This is a genomic window from Streptomyces sp. SLBN-118, from assembly GCF_006715635.1.
Lineage (GTDB): Bacteria > Actinomycetota > Actinomycetes > Streptomycetales > Streptomycetaceae > Streptomyces.
The window spans coordinates 387,308-402,544 of the sequence record NZ_VFNP01000002.1 but is presented as its reverse complement, the minus strand read 5'-3'; the positions used below and the strand labels follow the sequence as shown (position 1 = coordinate 402,544).

The following is a 15,237-nucleotide window of genomic DNA, read 5'->3' as shown; positions in this document are numbered from 1 at the left end:
TTTGTTGCTTCACATCCCAGGTTTGCAATACGGACATATGCCTCATACTTGTATGTAACGACTGTCTCGGCGCCTGCTCATGGGGAGTGGGGTTCTTCGGATACTCCACCCCGACGGCGCGAGAGCCACACCCGCAGGTGGCGGGACGCACCCCACCAACTGAGGCGGTTTAGATCATGAAAAATGGCCAGGTGGCCCTTGCCTTGACCGCCGGCTACGCCCTCGGACGCACGCACAAGATGCGGTGGGCGCTCGCCCTTGCCGGAATTACGGCGGCCGGCAGGGGGATGGGTGCAGGTCGCCTCGCGGCAGGCGCGGCCAAGTCCCCGGAATTGTCGCGGTTGACGCACGACGTGCGGGAGCAGTTGATGTCGGCGGGCCGGAAGGCCGTTGTGGCAACGGCGAGCAACCGAATGGACTCGCTGAGTGACCGGCTGCAATCCCGTACAGAGTCGCTTCGCGTCAAACCCGAAGCGGAGGAAACCGAGGAATCAGAGGAACCCGAGGACCGCGAGGAGACCCCGGACGAGGAAGACACCGAGGAAGAAGACGAGGGAGCGGAAGAGGAGCAGGCGCCCAAGAAGCGGGCTCCGGCAAAGAAGACGTCCAGCAGTTCGCCGCGGAAGAAGCCCTCCGGCGCATCCTCGCGGCGGAGCGGGGAGTGATGACCGATGGCTGAGCGATCGGACGAGAAGCGCGGGAGCGGACACGGGTCCTTGTTGGAAGGTCTCCCGACGGACCGCTTGATACAGGAGCTCGAGAACCTCCTTGCCGCCCTCGGACAGCGGGCCTTGTCCGCTGTCACGGAAAAGGCGAGCGGGGGTGTCAAGCACCTGGCCCATCCCGGCGGGGATGGCGACGGATTGAAGGAAGCGGTCGCCGAGGGAGGCCGCCAGCTCGTGGAACACATACCTCTCAAGGCAGTTGCCGGCGCCGGATTGTCAAAGGTCAAGGACAAGGCGAAAGAGGCGCTTCCTGGTGGTGGCGGTGGCGACAAGGACGGGGGCAAGAAGGTCAAGGTCGTCAATATCGTCGAAGAAATCGACGTGGGCGTCCCCGTGTCGGTCGCGTACAACCAGTGGACCCAGTTCGAGGACTACCCGAGCTTCATGAAGAAGGTCGAGCGCGTCGAGCAGGAATCCGAAACGGAACTCGATTGGAAGGCCCAGATCTTCCTCTCGCACCGCGAATGGCATTCGACCGTCATCGAGCAGGTGCCGGACGAGAGGATCGTCTGGCGCTCCAAGGCCGAGAAGGGCCATGTGGACGGTGCTGTGACCTTCCACGAGATCGCGCCGAACCTCACCAGGATCCTGCTGGTCCTGCAGTACCACCCGCAAGGCTTGTTCGAGGGGACCGGCAACCTCTTCCGGGCGCAGGGGCGCCGCGTCCGGCTGGAACTCAAGCACTTCCGGCGACAGGCCATGTCCCAGGCCCTTCTCAACCCTGAAGAGGTCAGGGGCTGGCGCGGTGAGGTCCGTGACGGCGAAGTCGTCCGCACCGACGAGGAAGTGCGCGAGGAGGAAGAAGGAGAGCGCGAGGAAGCCGAGGGCGAGGAACCGGAAGAAGCCGAGTACGTGGACGAGGACGAAGACTACGAAGCCGAGGACGAGGGTTCTCCTCCGGAGGATGAAGAAGAGGAGGAGGAAGAGGAAGAGGAAGAGCCCGAAGAGGAAGAGGAAGAGGAAGAGCCCGAGGAAAAGCCCGCACCTGCTCGTCGGCGGTCCAGCAGGGCAAAATCGAGGTGAAGTGTAATGACCGTAGCCAGCCAGAGCAGTCGCTATTTGGACCGGCCGTCCTCCAGCGGCCTCGTCGAGGTAGTCGACCTCATCCTGGACAAGGGCCTCGTCATCGACATCTTCGTCCGTGTCTCTCTCGTCGGCATCGAACTTCTGACGATCGACGCACGCATCGTCGTCGCGAGCGTCGACACCTACCTCCGATTCGCGGAAGCCGCGAATCGTCTCGACCTCGCCCGCAGCGGAACCGAACGCGGGCTGCCGGAACTTGTGGACGATCTCCGGGAAGGTGGCGCGAAGCACAAGACCCGCGGTGCTCTCGAGGGCGTCAAAGAGAAGGTGACTGAGACCTTCGGCAAGGGCGAGGACGAGGAGGACGAGGATCAAGAGGAGAAGGAGCCCGAAGAGCGGCCCCGCCGCAGGTCCAGGCCGGAAGGCCGTAAGGAGCGGGAGCGGTGACCGCCGACGAGGCGAGGACGGCTCCGCCGGTGGAGGGCGCCTGCTATGTATACGGCGTCGTCCCCGAGCCCGAGGACCGCGCCCCCGCTCTGGACCTGCCCGGCGTCGGCGACCCGGAAGCACAGGCCACGTTCGTACGACACCGGGGAATTGCCGCTGTTGTCAGCGCAGTTCCCACCGACCGCCCGCTGGGCACGCCGGAAGATCTGCACGCCCACGCACGCGTGCTGGACTCCCTGGCCGCCTCGACTGCTGCCGTCGTCCCTTTCCGGTTCGGCACCGTACTGCCGGATGTACGGACAGTGGTCGATGAATTGCTGGAAGAAGGCCGTGACGACTTCACCGAGATCCTGGAACGGCTCGACGGCCAGGCGCAGTTCACCCTCAGAGCCCGGTACGTCCAGGACGCGGTATTGCGCGAGGTGCTCGGCGAGAATCCGAAGATAGCCCGACTGCGGGAAGAGGTGGCGGCGAGGGACGAAGCGGCGGGCTACTACCAACGGGTCGAGCTCGGCAGAGCGATCACCGATGCGATCGCCGACAAACGCAACTCGGATACGGTCGAGATCCAACGCCGCCTCGCTCCCTTCGCCGTCGCCACGGCCACTGCCGAACCGACTGTCGCGGAGGGGGTGGTGAATGCCTCCTTCCTCGTTCCGCAGGCGAAATGGGCCGCGTTTGAAAAGGCGGCCGAGGAACTCGCTGCTCAGTGGCACGGCAGGATCCATTTGCGCCTCCTCGGGCCGCTCGCGCCCTACGACTTCGTGGACGAGGCGGCGAGCCAGATCGAGGAGGGCGGGTAGCCATGGGACTTCTCAGCGGACTGCTCACCTGGCCGCTCGCGCCGGTCCGCGGAGTGGTGTGGATCGCAGAGCGAGTCGAGGACGTGGCAGAGCGCGAACTCAGTGACCCGGACGTCATCCGGCAGCGCCTGGAGGAAGTGGACATCGCGCGGGACGCCGGGGAGATCACAGATGAGGAAGCGGCCCAACAGGAAGCAGAGCTGGTACGCCGCCTCATGGCGTCGCGGTTCCCCGACGGCGGCATGGGGGTGTGAACCGTGCCCGGGTCGGAACGCGCTGGGCCGGAGCCGAGGAAGCAGGCCCGGCAGAAGCGGGAGTCTGCGACACGTGCGTCCGAGCGCGGCTCGACCGAGGGCACGAGGCGCAGGACGACGAAGTCCTCATCCCCGCACCGGTCGGAAGGCGATGGGCCGGAGCCCAAGAAGCGGGCCTCATCCCCGCACCGCCTCAGCGGCCGCCGGGCCGCCGCACGAGCCGCGCAGCACGTCCGCGAACTCGCCGACAAAGATCTCGAGGCTGTGACCTCTCTGGAGAAGACGGATGAGGGCTGGCAGGTGGGAATCGAGGTCGTGGAGACGCATCGGATACCCGACTCCACCGACATCCTCGCCGTCTACCTCGTCGAGATGGATGACGAGGGCGAGTTGATCTCCTACCGCCGCGAAAAGCGCCACTACCGGGGCAGGGCGGAGAGGAGTGACGCATGAGCCAGGGTTCGGGCTGGAGTGGTGTAAGCCGGCGAGGAGACCCCTCGCTGGTGGCCCGGCCCGAACCGGCCAACCTGGCCGACATACTGGAACGCGTCCTCGACAAGGGCATCGTCATCGCCGGTGACATCCGGATCAACCTCCTGGACATCGAGCTGCTCACCATAAAGATCCGTCTTCTGGTGGCGTCCGTCGACAAGGCCCGCGAAATGGGCATCGACTGGTGGGAACACGACCCCACCCTTTCCTCCGGGGAACGTGACGTCATCGAGGAGAACCGCCGCTTGCGCCGCCGTATCGGTCAGCTGGAGGAAGCGGGCCGGGGCAGTGGGGACGATGCGGCGACCGTCCGGCCGGACGACGAGGAGAAGGAGCGATGACCGAGTCCTTCGTCACCTGGCTCTATGCCATCGCATTCGCCCACCCCGCCACCGGAATCAGAGAAACGACCGACTTGACGGGGGTGGCCGGTGAGCCAGTTCATGTCGTCGAGGAGTCCGGCCTCCTCGGCATCGTCGGCTCAGTGCCCGTCAGCGACTTCGGCGAAGAGGAACTGCACGAACGCCTCCAGGACCTCGACTGGCTCGAAGCAGCCGCCCGGGCCCACCACAAGGTGATTTCCACGGTGGCCCGCGAGGGGAACATCATCCCTCTGCGCTTCGCGACGATTTACCACGACGACGACCGTGTGCACTCTCTCCTGGCCAAGCGCCGGACGGACTTCGCCGCGGCGCTGAACCGGGTGGCCGGGCGGACGGAGTGGGGCATCAAGGCGTACGTCGGCCCGCGGACGCTCGAGCGGCAAGAAGCATCCGATACGGGCCCCGAGGACGGCGGCAGCCCCGGCACTGCCTACCTCCTGCGTCGGCAAGCGCAGCGACAGGGGCAGGAGACCGCGCAACGGGAAGCTCAGGACCGTGCGGAACAGATCCATGTCGCGCTCCGGGAACTCGCAGTGGAGTCGGCCCACCATCGACCTCAGGACGCCCGCCTGGCTCGGTACGAGGGCTCGATGATCCTCAACACCTCGTATCTCGTGCCGAATGCCCTCACAGAGGAATTTGTCACTGCGGTGCAGGACGTACGAGGCCGCTTTCCCGATGTGCGAATCGAGCTTGTCGGCCCGTGGCCCGCCTACTCCTTCACCGGGGACGACGTTACGCCGGATCGGACGTGAGAGCCGTGGCCGACGACCAGCAATCGCCCGTACCGCAGCAGTCCCAAGTGCCGTACGCCTTCGAGGGACAGCAGGTCGCGCTGGTCGACCTGCTTGACCGGGTGCTGGCCGGAGGTGTGGTCATCGCCGGGGAGATCACATTGAGTATCGCCGATGTCGCCCTCGTCCGGATCTCGCTGCGCGCGCTCGTCGCCTCCATCCGTCCCGGCATGGAGGACTCGCTTGCCGCGGAGTCAGACGCACGCGCTGTGGAGCGCCCGCGATGAACCGTCGACATGGCGAAGATCGCGCAAGCGGCACGTCAAAGAACGAGGCACGTCGATATCCCGAACGCGTCGAGATGGACCCCGAGTCGGTGGAGCGAGGGCTGGCCGGTCTGGTGCTGACCATCGTCGAACTGCTGCGCCAGTTGATGGAACGGCAGGCATTGCGCCGCATCGAAGACGGAGGCCTCAGTGACGAGCAGATCGAACAGCTCGGGCTCACGTTGATGGCACTGGAAAAGCGCGTCGAAGAGCTGCGGGAGCACTTCGGCCTGTCACCGGATGATTTGAACATAGATCTCGGCCCGCTGGGCCCTCTGCTGCCTCCTGAGCATTGAGTGCAACCGCCGGCAGGAATGATGTTTGCAGGTCCTGCGTCGAGGTACCCGCACGGTATCCGAAGGAATTGTCATTCGAACGAGGAGAACTGATCCGCATGGCTGAGGGCAAGAAGATTCGCGGCAAGACCCAGGAGACCGTGGGCAAGGCCGAGGAAGCGACCGGACGCGCTACGGGCAAGAGCGACCTCCGCGCCAAGGGCAAGGCAGACCAGGTCGAGGGAAAGACCCGTCAGGCGGCGGGAAAGATGGAGGACGTGGCGAAGGGTACGGCGGAGGAGGCCAAGGGAAAGGCCCGCAAGCATAAGTGAGCATCGTTCGCGGTGCGAAACAGAATCAGGGCCCCTGATACCCGGCGGGGCCCTGCCCAATTGTGCGAATGCACCACTGAAAGGAGCCCGAGTAATGAGCACGGTGAAGCAAGCGGTGGAAGTTGGCGTTCCCGTCCACACGGCCTACAACCAGTGGACGCAGTTTGAGGAGTTCCCGAAGTTCATGGAAGGGGTTGAGGAGGTCAGGCAGCTCGATGACCGGCACAACCACTGGACCACCGAGATCGGCGGTGTCCGGCGGGAGTTCGACACCGAGATCATCGACCAGCTCCCTGACGAGCGGATTGCGTGGCGCACGACCAGCGGCGACACCAAGCAGAAGGGCATGGTCCGCTTCCAGAGCCTGGACGAGACGCACACACGGGTCGAACTCGTGATGGACGTCGAAGGCACTGGCGTAGCGGAGAAGGGCGCGGACATGCTCGGCATGATCGACCGCCGCGTGAAGGGAGACATGCGGCGCTTCAAGGAGTACATCGAGCAGCGCGGCGGCGAATCCGGCGCATGGCGTGGCCGCGTCACCCCTGGATGATGTGTGAGGGAGCGAGACATGTCCTGGTCGGGCAATGACAGGCGAAGGGAACGCTCCGTGTACGACAAACCTCTCAGGATTTACCTGAACGATCACTTGGCCGGCGCCACCGCGGGAGTCGAGCTGTCGCGGCGGGTCGCTCGCGCACACCGCTCGTCGGCGCGTGCCTCGGAGATGCGTCGTCTCGCTGAGGACATCGACCAGGACCGCCAGAGCCTCATCGAACTGATGAATTCCCTTGAGATCGCTCCGCACCGATACAGGATGTACGGAGGCTGGATCGCGGAGAAGGTGGCCCGGCTCAAGCCCAACGGCCGCGTCTACCGTCGCTCGGGGCTGAGTACCCTCGTCGAACTGGAGGTCCTGCGGCTGGGCATCGAGGGCAAACACCAAATGTGGCAGGCTTTGGTGCCTGTGGCCGCCGAATTGGACCAGCTCGAAACATCGGTTCTCCAAGGCCTCATGGACCGGGCGTCCGCCCAGATGACAACCGTCGATTCGCTCCATCACGCCGCAGCTGCATCAGTTCTGACCCACCGCAGTGGCTGACGTTCCGGTTGAGCACACCGGCGACTGGCGGGTCACGTCGGGGGCCCCGGATGACGGCGAGTCCATCACTGCGACGAGGAGGACGGCATGCGCGCGCTGACATGGCAGGGAAAGCGGGATGTGCGAGTCGACACCGTGCCGGATCCGGTGCTGAAAGAAGACTCGGACATCGTTGTCCGGATCACATCCACCGGTATCTGCGGTTCGGATCTCCATCTGTACGAAGTGATGGGGCCGTACCTCGATCCGGGCGACATTCTCGGACACGAGCCCATGGGCATCGTCGAAGAGGTTGGCACGGCGGTGTCCTCGCTCGCTGTCGGCGACCGGGTCGTCATTCCGTTCAACCTTTCGTGCGGACACTGTTTCATGTGTGAACGAGGCCTGCAGTCGCAGTGCGAAACCACGCAGGTTCGCGAACGGGGCATGGGAGCCGCGCTCTTCGGCTACACCAAGCTGTATGGCCAAGTGCCGGGCGGGCAGGCTGAGTTCCTCAGGGTTCCCTTCGGGGACAGCCTTCCGATCAAGGTGCCACCAGGTCCGCCCGACGAGCGTTACGTCTATCTGTCCGATGTCCTGCCCACCGCCTGGCAGGCGGTGGAGTACGCCAACTTCCTGCCCGGCGGTACGGTCACGGTTCTGGGCCTCGGGCCGATCGGCGAGATGGCCGGCCGTATCGCCCAGCATCGGGGCGCGAGCATGGTCATCGGCGTCGACCTGGTGCCCGCCAGGCTCGCTCGGACCGCTGCCCGCGGCGTCGACGTGCTCGACGCGAGCCGGCACGGCAAGGATCTGGGCGACGCCATCCGTGAACTGACCAACGGGCGGGGAACGGACGCCGTGATCGACGCCGTCGGCATGGAGGCGCATGGCGCACCGATCGCGAGGGCCGCCCAATGGATCACCGGCCTGTTGCCCGATACCCTCGCCGCGCGACTGATGGAGCACGCCGGGGTCGACCGCCTGAACGCGCTCTACGGCGCGATCGACGTCGTACGACGCGGCGGCACGATCTCGCTGGCCGGCGTCTATGGCGGCGCGGCCGATCCGCTGCCCATGCTGACCATGTTCGACAAGCAGATCCAATTCCGGATGGGACAGGCGAACGTCAAGCACTGGGTGGACGACATCATGCCGCTGCTCAACGACGAGGACGTACTCGGAGTCGAGGGCTTCGCCACTCACACGATGCCGCTGGAGGACGGTCCGGATGCCTACGAGATGTTCCAGCACAAGACGGACGGCATGATCAAGACCCTCCTGAAGCCGTGAGCGCACCGAGTCGCGACCGCGTGTGGGGCCACGGCCGGCCGGCGGCGCCTCCGACCGGAGACCGGAGGCGCGGCGATACCCATGGATACTGCCCTTTCCGGCCCTCCGGTCAGAGGAGGACACTTCGGCCACCGGGCCTGGGGCCGGCTCTCAGCGTCGTCGGAGCTTGACCCGCTCGACCGCTGCGACACCAAGGGCGGCCAAGCCGATCTGGAAGAGCCACTCGACCCAGTCGACGCCCTCGGTGTCGGCGACATCGAAGGCTGAGGCAATGGCCGAGCCCACAAAGGCGGCCACGATGCCGACCGCGATCGTCCAGAGGACGCCTATGCGCTGACGTCCTGGGACCACGAGCCGGCCGAGCACACCTATGACCGTACCGATCACAATCGCGCTAATAATGCCCGAGATTTCCATGACTGTCCTTCATTGCAGCTCTCCCACCCTTTTCTGGTTGGATACCCCTTACGGGCAGGAACACTCAGCCCTGGTATCCCGGACCACGTCCCCAACGAGCACCCAGGCCCCGGTGCGCGGGTCGAGAACCTCCGCGGCAGTCAGCCGGGTCCCCGGCGCTCGTCAGAGGGCGCTTCAGTCTCTGCACGAGCCTGCAAGGGACGCACCGCCGGCCCCTGCACCACGCTGCCATCAGTGTCGAAGCGAGAGCCGTGGCAGGGGCATTCCCAGGTCCGCTCGGCGTCGTTGAACTGCACCAGGCAGCCGAGGTGTGTGCACCGCGCCGACAGCGCGCGCAGTGAGCCGTCCTCCTCGCGGTAGACGGCAAGGTGCCGCGCTCCACTGCGTACGACGGTGCCACTGCCCCTCGGGAGCTCGGCGAGGCGGTCCGGCCGGGGTGGGGAGAGCCGGTCACCGACGAAGTGCCGCGCAGTGTCCACTTGGCGCTCGGCCAAGGCGCGGCCTTCGCGCAGCAGGTGCAGCCGCCGCGGGTCGTACAGACGGGCCCAGGGCAGATCATCGCCGCCCGTGATCAGTGAGGTGAGAAGCCGGCCGGCCATCACGCCACCACTCAGCCCCCAGCCGCCGAAACCGGTCGCGACATAGGTGTGGCGGGCGGCGGGATGGAGCGGCCCGACGAAGGGGACCTGGTCGGTGGTCCAGTTGTCCTGCGCCGCCCAGCGGTGAGCCGGTTCGGCAGCCGGGAAGTGCTCTCGCATCCACGAGCTCAGCCGCTCATACCGCTCCCGCACCTGCCCGGCCCCCGGTGTGAACTTCTCTCCGGTGACGATCAGCAGTCGCCGTTCGGCGTCGTGCGGGGCGGTACGCACCGACCGTGTCCGTTGCTCCTGGGTGTGGTACATCCCCTGTGGATCGAGCTCTTTCGGAATCAGCCCGGTGACGACCAGTTCACGGCGCGAGGCCATCCGGGCGAACAGCAGAGCGCGGTCGAAGATCGGGTAGTGCGTGGCGACCACAACATCGCGGGCCGTGATGCGGACCCCTCTCGACGTGGTCAGCCGACACGGAGAGCCTTCCCGCAGCCGGGTCACGCGGGTGCCTTCGACGATGCGGCCGCCGCGCTCGCTCAGATCATCCACAAGGCCCGCCAGGAACTTGAGCGGATGGAACTGTGCCTGTCCGCTCGCGCGGACGGCGCCGGACACAGGGAACGGAAGCCCCGTACCGGGTACGAACTCCGCGGCCAGACCAGCCTCCTCGGCCGCATCTGCCTCCGTACGCAGCTCGTCGACCGCGCCGTCGCGGGTGGCATAGCTGTAGGCGTCGCAACGCTCCCACTCGCAGTCGATGCCCAACTCGGCGCTGACTTGTCCGACCTGTTCGACGGCCTCCAGTTGCGAGGTGGCGTACAGCTGGGCCGTGCGGGGCCCGAAGGCGGACCGGAGATGTCCGTAGGTGAGTCCTTGGAGAGCGGACAGCTTTGCGGTGGTGTGCCCAGTGACGCCGGACCCGAGCCGATTCGCCTCCACCAAAATCACGGAACGCCCGGCGCGCGCAATCTCCCATGCCGTGCAGAGCCCTGCCATGCCGCCGCCGATCACAGCGACATCGGCTTCCTCGTCGTGTTCCGGCGGGGGGTGGGAACCCTTTGTCTCCGCTTCCATCCAGTACGACGTGGGCAGGCCGGGCAGCGAGGTCATGGGTCGCCCTCCTCTCTGCTGTAGCGGCTCAGCCGGGCCAGGTTCCGGTCAGGCGGTGTACGGCGGTGGCGCCGCCGCGGTCGACGGCCGCCTTGACCGCCGAAAAGATCGCACCCTGCAGGGTGGCGGCGAGCATGACTTCCCGCCAGTTGCGGTCTTGGTCGGTGGCGTCAGGAGCATCCTCGTCGTGGCCGACCGCCTTCCACACCTGCTTGAAGACCGCACCGGCCAGGGCACCGCTCACCGCTCCGAGGGCCAAGCCGACCGGCTTGTAGGCGATTTTGGAAGCTTTCATGTGCTCCTCCTCTTACGGCCGACGACGAGGATGACAGTCAGCGCGATTGCCCCGGCGATCAGCCGGGCGCGGTTGCCGCGCGCGAACTGCGCCGTCCGGCCGGCCTTCTCACGCACCGGCTCCGGGGTGGTGTCGTGGATCTTCGCTCCGAGGGTATGGGCCCTCTCCGTCAGCTCTTGCCTGGCGTGCGCGGCCTTCTCGCGTACCGGCTCGGGAGTCTTGTCGTGGGCCACATGGAGGGCGTGGGCGGCCTTGTCCTGTACCTGGGTCTTGACCTTCGCCGCCTTCTGCTGCGCCTGGGCCTTGATGTCGGCCTTGGCGGCCAACGCCTCGACGGTCTCTCCGAGTTCCGAACGGGTCTCCTCCACCTGCCGGCGCAGCTCTTCAGCGGTAGGTACGGAGTCGTTGTTCTGAGACTTGTCCGTCATCGTTGTGCCCTCTCCTTGATCTCGGCGATGTCGTTCTTGACACTGTCGATGGCTTGCTCGGGGGTGGGCGGGGCGGCCTTGCCAACCTGCTTCTTGCCCATGGCTGCGAGCGCACCGGCCGCCGCGAGCAGGACTATGGTCACGGTCAGTGCGGCCCCCCACAGCGGCCAGATCAGGTCCAGAGCCACGATCGCGGTGGCCGCGATGGCCTGCAGCGCGATGAAACCGACCGCGCCGGCGCCACCGAGAAGTCCGCCCCCGGTCCCGAATTGTTTGGCCTTGCGCTGCATCTCTGCCTGCGCCAGTGCCAGTTCCTGACGCGTCAGTTGGGAGATCTGCTCGGATGCCTGCCTGACCAGCTCGCTCGCGGACGCATCAGAGTCCTGACGTGGCGGCTGGTCCAGCGACCTGTCCATCGTCGTCCCTTCCTTTCGCTCCTGGGCGGGTGGGCTGGAAGTGGCCGCCTGTGAAGGGGGCTGTGCCTCCTTGTCGCGTCCATTAGCAGCCATGTACACGTCTTGATCTCCTCAGCGGGTACCCGAGCCGGTTCGCCCCATTCGGTTTCCCGCACGGCGGGTGGGCGGCAGGGATGCGTGCCCGCGATCAGACGTCGCCCATCTCGGCGCGTTCCTCGTCGGTCCATTTGCGGGTGTCCCGTGGCTCGACGTAGGGCTCTTCCTCTTCGGGGAGGCCGCCGATGATCGCCCGTTGGCGGGTCAGCTCCGCATCGAATTCCAGGCCCAGCAGGATCGCGAGATTGGTAATCCAGAGCCAGATCAGAAAGATGATCACTCCGGCCAGGGTGCCGTACGTCTTGTTGTAGGAGCCGAAGTTCGCGACGTACAGAGCAAAGCCGGCTGAGGCGACCATCCAGATCGCCAGGGCCAGGAGACTCCCCGGGGTGATCCACCTGAATCCGCGGCCCTTCGCGTTCGGTGACGCCCAGTAGAGGATCGCGATCATGCTGGTGACCAGCACCACCAGCACCGGCCACTTGGCAATGGACCAAACGGTGAGTGCCGTGTCCCCGATCCCGAGCGCCGTGCCGACCTCTCGAGCCAGTCCGCCGGTGAAAACCACCATCAATGCGCTGACACAGGCAAGGGCCATCAGCACCACGGTGAGGCCGAGCCGCACCGGCAGCACCTTCCACACCGGCCGGCCCTCGGGGATGTCATAGACGGCGTTGGAGGAGCGGATGAACGCCGCCACATATCCGGACGCCGACCACAGCGCCAGCAGCAGGCCGGCAATCGCCAGCACAGAACCCGTGCCGCTTTGGCCCTGGAGCTGCTCGACCGCGTTGGTGATGACATCCCGGGCCGAGCCCGGGGCCATCTTCTTGATGTTGTCCAGAATGCTCTGGGTCGCCGACTCACTCACGATGCCGAGCAGCGAGACGAGGACCAGCAGAGCGGGAAAGAGCGCCAGCACCCCGTAGTACGTCAGCGCCGCTGCCCGGTCGGCCAACTCGTCGTCCTTGAACTCCGCCACCGTCCGCTTCAGCACTGCCCACCACGACTTCTTCCCCATCGCCGTGGGCCCGTCCGGGGCAGCATGCTCCACCTGCGGATCCGGCCCCGGCCCGCCCCCGAGTTGCGAATCTGCCCCACGGCGGGCACTCACGTCCCCACCCTCTTGCTGGTGAAGGTCATTGCGCTTGCGCTGCCACATCGGTGCCACACCTTGCGGGTAACCACGAAATTCGATCCTGAACTCGGTGTCTGGTCGCGAGGCGAGCGGTGGCCGCCCGGACGCCTCACGCCGGCAATATGCCCGCGGGAACGACGAGGACCACGTCAGAAGCCGACATCAGCATCATCGGGACCATGCCGTAGCGGTGGCGGCCCTGGCCGACCTGGGTGATCTCGCCCGTCCGACTCGGCCACGGCTCGCTCGTCACCATCAAGCGTGGGCGGATCGCTGTCCGACTCGGCGCGGGTCGTGGTGGTGAGCAGGCCAAGGGTGTCGGTCAGGTCCAACAGCCTCCGCACGCACGGGCTGGTCTCGATCACGACTACCGTCTGACCCCGCGACCGTGCCCATTGCCAGGTGTCGATGAGGGCATGCAGGCCGGAGCAGTCACAAAAGGAGACCCTGGCGAGATCGATTTCGAGCGCAGTGGACGCGTGCAGGGCACCGGTGAGCACCCGACGCAGGTCTGCTGCGCTGTCCAGGTCGATTTCGCCGACCACGACCATTCGGGCGCGGTGACCAGCGGACGCGGTCACGGTGACGGCGAGGCGGCTCATGTCGGTGGAGGCGGCGACGGGGCGCGCAGGGCGGGGTCCAGGCTCCTCGAAGGCGCCTGTGGCGGAAGCCATGATCATCTCCCTAGGACGGGAAATTGGTCTGACCTCATGCTGTGCCCCACCCAAAGACACGTCAAGGGATACCTGAATTTTATTTCAGGTAGTGCGAAGCCTGTATGAGGGATCGTACGATGGGGGAATGGAGGAAGCCCCTGCGCCACGTACCACGTGGACGTTCCTGACCAGCCATGCGCGCGTGCTCATGGCCATCTCACGCGATCCGTGGATCCGGGTTCGTGATCTTGCCGGGAGGCTCGGGCTGACCGAGCGGACCGTCCAGGCCGTGGTCTCCGATCTGGAATCGGCCGGATATCTCTCGCACACGCGCGAAGGCCGCCGGAACAGGTACCACCTGATCGGGGGCAGATTCCGTCATCCTGCGGAAGAGCAGCGGGACATTGCGCCACTCCTGGAAATCTTCGAAGCCCAGGGGGCCGACGGTGGGCAGGGCAACTCGACGGCCCAGACGGTTCCGGAGGGCCGCAACCGCGACACGGCACGCTCGCACGACGAGCCTCGCAACGCGTAGCCGGGCCGGCCGCTTTCGGCAACGTCAGCGCGCGATGGAACGCGCGACGCGGAATCCCACGTCGTCGACCTGGAAGGTCGGGTGGCTGCGACGCCTCACGGAGGCCCGGCAGCTCCAGCGCTCGTCGAACCACCCGCCGCCACGCAGCACCCGATAGGTGCCGTAGACCTCGGCGTCGTAGAGGTCCCAGCACCACTCCCAGACGTTGCCCAGCATGTCGTACAGGCCCCACGCGTTGGGCCGCTTGCCGCCCACCTCGTGAATCCGCTCCTGCGAGTTGCCGCGATGCCAAGCGATCTCGTCGAGGTGCCCGTACTGCGCGCCGGTCGTACCGGCACGGCATGCGTGCTCCCACTCGGCCTCCGTCGGCAGCCGGTACCCGTTGGCGGATGTGTCCCACTTAATACCGTCGGCGCCGTCATCGAGGCGGTACGCGGGCGTCAACCCCTCGCGCTGGGACAGCGCGTTGCAGAACCGGACCGCGTCCATCCATGAAACACCCTCGACAGGGAACTGGTCGCCCGGTGACGCGCCCAGCCACTGGCCGGTGACTTGTGCGTACCGCTCCTGGGTGATCGGGAACGCCGCGAGCCGATATGGCGCAAGCTCGACCGACCAACTGCGCTGCGTTCGCCGGTCCGACAGCGTCACTTGACCCGGCGGGATGGCAGTCATCGCGTTTCCTGCGCTCACGTCCATAGGCAGGCAACCCTACCGACGCCTGTCTCACCCATGCGTGATCCGTCCTACCGGCCTACCGTCGGAACATGAGCGAGATCTTCGTGATGTACGAGCTCGACCAGCCTGCCGCAGCGCGATCGTCGGCCGCAACGTCACCGGCCGAGGAGCGTCCTGTCGTGCGCGTGCACGCTGCGAACGCCGCTCCTGGGTCTTCGACCACTCCTGGGCCACGAACCATGTGCGGTCGGGACACGTTCGCGATGGGGACGGCCTCCTGGAAGCCGTCGGAGCATCTCGGTTCATCGTGGTACACACCGAAGTACGCCCAACTCGTGTGCGCCCAGTGCGATGCCGTGATGGAGATCTGATGATCCACGGCTCCGCTCAGGGTTGAACGGCCCGCCTATTCTCTGGATAGAGGGTTCATTCCGAACGGCCGAGGAGTGACCATGAGTGATGGAAGCGGATCCGGAAGTCACGTCCGTCAGCTGCGACAGGAGGCTGAGGGGCTCAATCAGGAGGCGGAGCGGGCGACCGATTCGCAGGAGCGGCAGCGGCTCCAGGACAAGGCGCGCAGGCTGCTCGCGCTGAGCGAGCAGGAGAGCGCCATGGCCGCAGGGGACATCTACCCCCAGGAGTGAGTGGTCAGGCAGGCCGACGAAGGCACAGACCGGCACGCCTCGGCCGGGTGCGGCACACAGCGC

25 protein-coding genes are annotated in these 15,237 nt (G+C 66.2%); 17 read left to right on the top strand and 8 right to left on the bottom strand.

Annotated elements, in window-relative coordinates; all coding sequences use genetic code 11:
* Positions 1-176: 176 nt before the first annotated feature.
* The 14 genes from FBY35_RS20360 (at position 177) to FBY35_RS20295 (ending at position 8,171) form a co-directional block, all read left to right on the top strand.
* A complete protein-coding gene (locus FBY35_RS20360; protein WP_142215440.1) occupies positions 177-665 on the top strand; it encodes a hypothetical protein in 489 nt (162 codons plus the stop codon).
* Positions 666-671: 6 nt separating this feature from the next.
* Positions 672-1,748, top strand: coding sequence for an SRPBCC family protein (locus FBY35_RS20355; protein WP_142215439.1), 1,077 nt, complete (start codon positions 672-674; stop codon positions 1,746-1,748).
* A 6-nt stretch (positions 1,749-1,754) separates the two neighbouring features.
* A complete protein-coding gene (gvpJ, locus tag FBY35_RS20350; protein WP_142215438.1) occupies positions 1,755-2,198 on the top strand; it encodes a gas vesicle protein GvpJ in 444 nt (147 codons plus the stop codon).
* Complete coding sequence (locus tag FBY35_RS20345) at positions 2,195-3,001, top strand: GvpL/GvpF family gas vesicle protein (protein WP_260848759.1); 807 nt, start codon at positions 2,195-2,197, stop codon at positions 2,999-3,001. The genes gvpJ and FBY35_RS20345 overlap by 4 nt, the downstream gene beginning before the upstream one ends.
* 2 nt (positions 3,002-3,003) lie before the next feature.
* Positions 3,004-3,255: a gas vesicle protein GvpG gene (locus tag FBY35_RS20340; RefSeq protein ID WP_142215437.1), complete on the top strand. Its 252-nt coding sequence runs from the start codon at positions 3,004-3,006 to the stop codon at positions 3,253-3,255.
* A gap of 3 nt (positions 3,256-3,258) precedes the next feature.
* The gene (gene gvpO, locus FBY35_RS20335) at positions 3,259-3,708 is read left to right on the top strand and encodes a gas vesicle protein GvpO (protein WP_142215436.1); all 450 of its coding nucleotides are present in this window, start codon (positions 3,259-3,261) and stop codon (positions 3,706-3,708) included.
* A complete protein-coding gene (locus FBY35_RS20330; RefSeq protein ID WP_260848758.1) occupies positions 3,705-4,088 on the top strand; it encodes a gas vesicle protein in 384 nt (127 codons plus the stop codon). Before gvpO ends, FBY35_RS20330 begins: the two co-directional genes overlap by 4 nt.
* Positions 4,085-4,885 carry a GvpL/GvpF family gas vesicle protein gene (locus FBY35_RS20325; protein WP_142215435.1) on the top strand — a complete coding sequence of 267 codons (801 nt, stop codon included), beginning with the start codon at positions 4,085-4,087 and terminating at the stop codon, positions 4,883-4,885. Before FBY35_RS20330 ends, FBY35_RS20325 begins: the two co-directional genes overlap by 4 nt.
* A gap of 5 nt (positions 4,886-4,890) precedes the next feature.
* On the top strand, positions 4,891-5,151 hold the full coding sequence (locus FBY35_RS20320; RefSeq protein WP_399209460.1) for a gas vesicle protein: 261 nt from the start codon (positions 4,891-4,893) through the stop codon (positions 5,149-5,151).
* Positions 5,152-5,225: 74 nt separating this feature from the next.
* Positions 5,226-5,486, top strand: coding sequence for a gas vesicle protein K (locus FBY35_RS20315; RefSeq protein WP_260848937.1), 261 nt, complete (start codon positions 5,226-5,228; stop codon positions 5,484-5,486).
* 98 nt (positions 5,487-5,584) lie between these two features.
* Positions 5,585-5,797, top strand: coding sequence for a CsbD family protein (locus tag FBY35_RS20310; protein WP_142215432.1), 213 nt, complete (start codon positions 5,585-5,587; stop codon positions 5,795-5,797).
* Between the two features lie 94 nt (positions 5,798-5,891).
* Entirely contained in the window at positions 5,892-6,350 is a 459-nt protein-coding gene (locus FBY35_RS20305) for an SRPBCC family protein (RefSeq protein WP_142215431.1), read from the top strand.
* Between the two features lie 18 nt (positions 6,351-6,368).
* The gene (locus FBY35_RS20300) at positions 6,369-6,899 is read left to right on the top strand and encodes a hypothetical protein (protein WP_260848757.1); all 531 of its coding nucleotides are present in this window, start codon (positions 6,369-6,371) and stop codon (positions 6,897-6,899) included.
* Between the two features lie 87 nt (positions 6,900-6,986).
* Positions 6,987-8,171 carry an alcohol dehydrogenase catalytic domain-containing protein gene (locus tag FBY35_RS20295; protein ID WP_142215430.1) on the top strand — a complete coding sequence of 395 codons (1,185 nt, stop codon included), beginning with the start codon at positions 6,987-6,989 and terminating at the stop codon, positions 8,169-8,171.
* A gap of 150 nt (positions 8,172-8,321) precedes the next feature.
* Here the strand turns inward: FBY35_RS20295 and FBY35_RS20290 are convergent, their stop codons facing one another.
* The 7 genes from FBY35_RS20290 to FBY35_RS20260 all read right to left on the bottom strand — a co-directional run bounded on the left by FBY35_RS20290 (position 8,322) and on the right by FBY35_RS20260 (position 13,335).
* Complete coding sequence (locus FBY35_RS20290) at positions 8,322-8,588, bottom strand: GlsB/YeaQ/YmgE family stress response membrane protein (RefSeq protein WP_142215429.1); 267 nt, start codon at positions 8,586-8,588, stop codon at positions 8,322-8,324.
* 140 nt (positions 8,589-8,728) lie between these two features.
* Positions 8,729-10,288 (bottom strand): FAD-dependent oxidoreductase, encoded by a 1,560-nt coding sequence (locus FBY35_RS20285; RefSeq protein WP_142215428.1) that lies wholly within the window; start codon positions 10,286-10,288, stop codon positions 8,729-8,731.
* A gap of 28 nt (positions 10,289-10,316) precedes the next feature.
* Complete coding sequence (locus FBY35_RS20280; RefSeq protein WP_142215427.1) at positions 10,317-10,583, bottom strand: DUF4235 domain-containing protein; 267 nt, start codon at positions 10,581-10,583, stop codon at positions 10,317-10,319.
* A complete protein-coding gene (locus FBY35_RS20275; protein ID WP_142215426.1) occupies positions 10,580-11,011 on the bottom strand; it encodes a DUF3618 domain-containing protein in 432 nt (143 codons plus the stop codon). Before FBY35_RS20275 ends, FBY35_RS20280 begins: the two co-directional genes overlap by 4 nt.
* On the bottom strand, positions 11,008-11,427 hold the full coding sequence (locus tag FBY35_RS20270) for a phage holin family protein (RefSeq protein WP_142215425.1): 420 nt from the start codon (positions 11,425-11,427) through the stop codon (positions 11,008-11,010). Before FBY35_RS20270 ends, FBY35_RS20275 begins: the two co-directional genes overlap by 4 nt.
* A 187-nt stretch (positions 11,428-11,614) precedes the next feature.
* Entirely contained in the window at positions 11,615-12,685 is a 1,071-nt protein-coding gene (locus tag FBY35_RS20265) for a YihY/virulence factor BrkB family protein (protein WP_142215424.1), read from the bottom strand.
* A 125-nt stretch (positions 12,686-12,810) separates the two neighbouring features.
* A complete protein-coding gene (locus tag FBY35_RS20260; protein WP_160159305.1) occupies positions 12,811-13,335 on the bottom strand; it encodes an STAS domain-containing protein in 525 nt (174 codons plus the stop codon).
* A 127-nt stretch (positions 13,336-13,462) separates the two neighbouring features.
* Between FBY35_RS20260 and FBY35_RS20255 the strand changes: the two genes are divergently transcribed.
* Positions 13,463-13,852 carry a helix-turn-helix domain-containing protein gene (locus FBY35_RS20255; RefSeq protein ID WP_142215422.1) on the top strand — a complete coding sequence of 130 codons (390 nt, stop codon included), beginning with the start codon at positions 13,463-13,465 and terminating at the stop codon, positions 13,850-13,852.
* Positions 13,853-13,876: 24 nt separating this feature from the next.
* On the opposite strand, the gene FBY35_RS20250 is transcribed toward FBY35_RS20255, so the two are convergent.
* A complete protein-coding gene (locus tag FBY35_RS20250; protein ID WP_399208525.1) occupies positions 13,877-14,527 on the bottom strand; it encodes a formylglycine-generating enzyme family protein in 651 nt (216 codons plus the stop codon).
* Between the two features lie 92 nt (positions 14,528-14,619).
* Between FBY35_RS20250 and FBY35_RS20245 the strand changes: the two genes are divergently transcribed.
* Together FBY35_RS20245 and FBY35_RS20240 are read left to right on the top strand one after the other, a co-directional pair.
* The gene (locus tag FBY35_RS20245) at positions 14,620-14,901 is read left to right on the top strand and encodes a hypothetical protein (RefSeq protein ID WP_142215420.1); all 282 of its coding nucleotides are present in this window, start codon (positions 14,620-14,622) and stop codon (positions 14,899-14,901) included.
* Positions 14,902-14,982: 81 nt separating this feature from the next.
* Complete coding sequence (locus tag FBY35_RS20240; RefSeq protein ID WP_142215419.1) at positions 14,983-15,174, top strand: DUF6381 family protein; 192 nt, start codon at positions 14,983-14,985, stop codon at positions 15,172-15,174.
* The last annotated feature ends 63 nt before the right edge of the window (positions 15,175-15,237 follow it).

What these genes read in the sequence shown, in the direction of transcription:
- FBY35_RS20245 (WP_142215420.1), top strand. Translation starts at nt 14,620, where the DNA reads ATGAGCGAGATCTTCGTGATGTACGAGCTCGACCAGCCTGCCGCAGCG.
- FBY35_RS20290 (WP_142215429.1), bottom strand. Translation starts at nt 8,588, where the DNA reads ATGGAAATCTCGGGCATTATTAGCGCGATTGTGATCGGTACGGTCATA.
- FBY35_RS20275 (WP_142215426.1), bottom strand. Translation starts at nt 11,011, where the DNA reads ATGACGGACAAGTCTCAGAACAACGACTCCGTACCTACCGCTGAAGAG.
- FBY35_RS20240 (WP_142215419.1), top strand. Translation starts at nt 14,983, where the DNA reads ATGAGTGATGGAAGCGGATCCGGAAGTCACGTCCGTCAGCTGCGACAG.
- FBY35_RS20285 (WP_142215428.1), bottom strand. Translation starts at nt 10,288, where the DNA reads ATGACCTCGCTGCCCGGCCTGCCCACGTCGTACTGGATGGAAGCGGAG.
- FBY35_RS20355 (WP_142215439.1), top strand. Translation starts at nt 672, where the DNA reads ATGGCTGAGCGATCGGACGAGAAGCGCGGGAGCGGACACGGGTCCTTG.
- FBY35_RS20250 (WP_399208525.1), bottom strand. Translation starts at nt 14,527, where the DNA reads ATGACTGCCATCCCGCCGGGTCAAGTGACGCTGTCGGACCGGCGAACG.
- FBY35_RS20295 (WP_142215430.1), top strand. Translation starts at nt 6,987, where the DNA reads ATGCGCGCGCTGACATGGCAGGGAAAGCGGGATGTGCGAGTCGACACC.
- FBY35_RS20270 (WP_142215425.1), bottom strand. Translation starts at nt 11,427, where the DNA reads ATGGACAGGTCGCTGGACCAGCCGCCACGTCAGGACTCTGATGCGTCC.
- FBY35_RS20305 (WP_142215431.1), top strand. Translation starts at nt 5,892, where the DNA reads ATGAGCACGGTGAAGCAAGCGGTGGAAGTTGGCGTTCCCGTCCACACG.
- FBY35_RS20265 (WP_142215424.1), bottom strand. Translation starts at nt 12,685, where the DNA reads ATGTGGCAGCGCAAGCGCAATGACCTTCACCAGCAAGAGGGTGGGGAC.
- FBY35_RS20315 (WP_260848937.1), top strand. Translation starts at nt 5,226, where the DNA reads ATGGACCCCGAGTCGGTGGAGCGAGGGCTGGCCGGTCTGGTGCTGACC.
- FBY35_RS20325 (WP_142215435.1), top strand. Translation starts at nt 4,085, where the DNA reads ATGACCGAGTCCTTCGTCACCTGGCTCTATGCCATCGCATTCGCCCAC.
- FBY35_RS20255 (WP_142215422.1), top strand. Translation starts at nt 13,463, where the DNA reads ATGGAGGAAGCCCCTGCGCCACGTACCACGTGGACGTTCCTGACCAGC.
- FBY35_RS20310 (WP_142215432.1), top strand. Translation starts at nt 5,585, where the DNA reads ATGGCTGAGGGCAAGAAGATTCGCGGCAAGACCCAGGAGACCGTGGGC.
- FBY35_RS20360 (WP_142215440.1), top strand. Translation starts at nt 177, where the DNA reads ATGAAAAATGGCCAGGTGGCCCTTGCCTTGACCGCCGGCTACGCCCTC.
- gvpJ (WP_142215438.1), top strand. Translation starts at nt 1,755, where the DNA reads ATGACCGTAGCCAGCCAGAGCAGTCGCTATTTGGACCGGCCGTCCTCC.
- FBY35_RS20280 (WP_142215427.1), bottom strand. Translation starts at nt 10,583, where the DNA reads ATGAAAGCTTCCAAAATCGCCTACAAGCCGGTCGGCTTGGCCCTCGGA.
- FBY35_RS20330 (WP_260848758.1), top strand. Translation starts at nt 3,705, where the DNA reads ATGAGCCAGGGTTCGGGCTGGAGTGGTGTAAGCCGGCGAGGAGACCCC.
- FBY35_RS20300 (WP_260848757.1), top strand. Translation starts at nt 6,369, where the DNA reads ATGTCCTGGTCGGGCAATGACAGGCGAAGGGAACGCTCCGTGTACGAC.
- FBY35_RS20340 (WP_142215437.1), top strand. Translation starts at nt 3,004, where the DNA reads ATGGGACTTCTCAGCGGACTGCTCACCTGGCCGCTCGCGCCGGTCCGC.
- FBY35_RS20260 (WP_160159305.1), bottom strand. Translation starts at nt 13,335, where the DNA reads ATGGCTTCCGCCACAGGCGCCTTCGAGGAGCCTGGACCCCGCCCTGCG.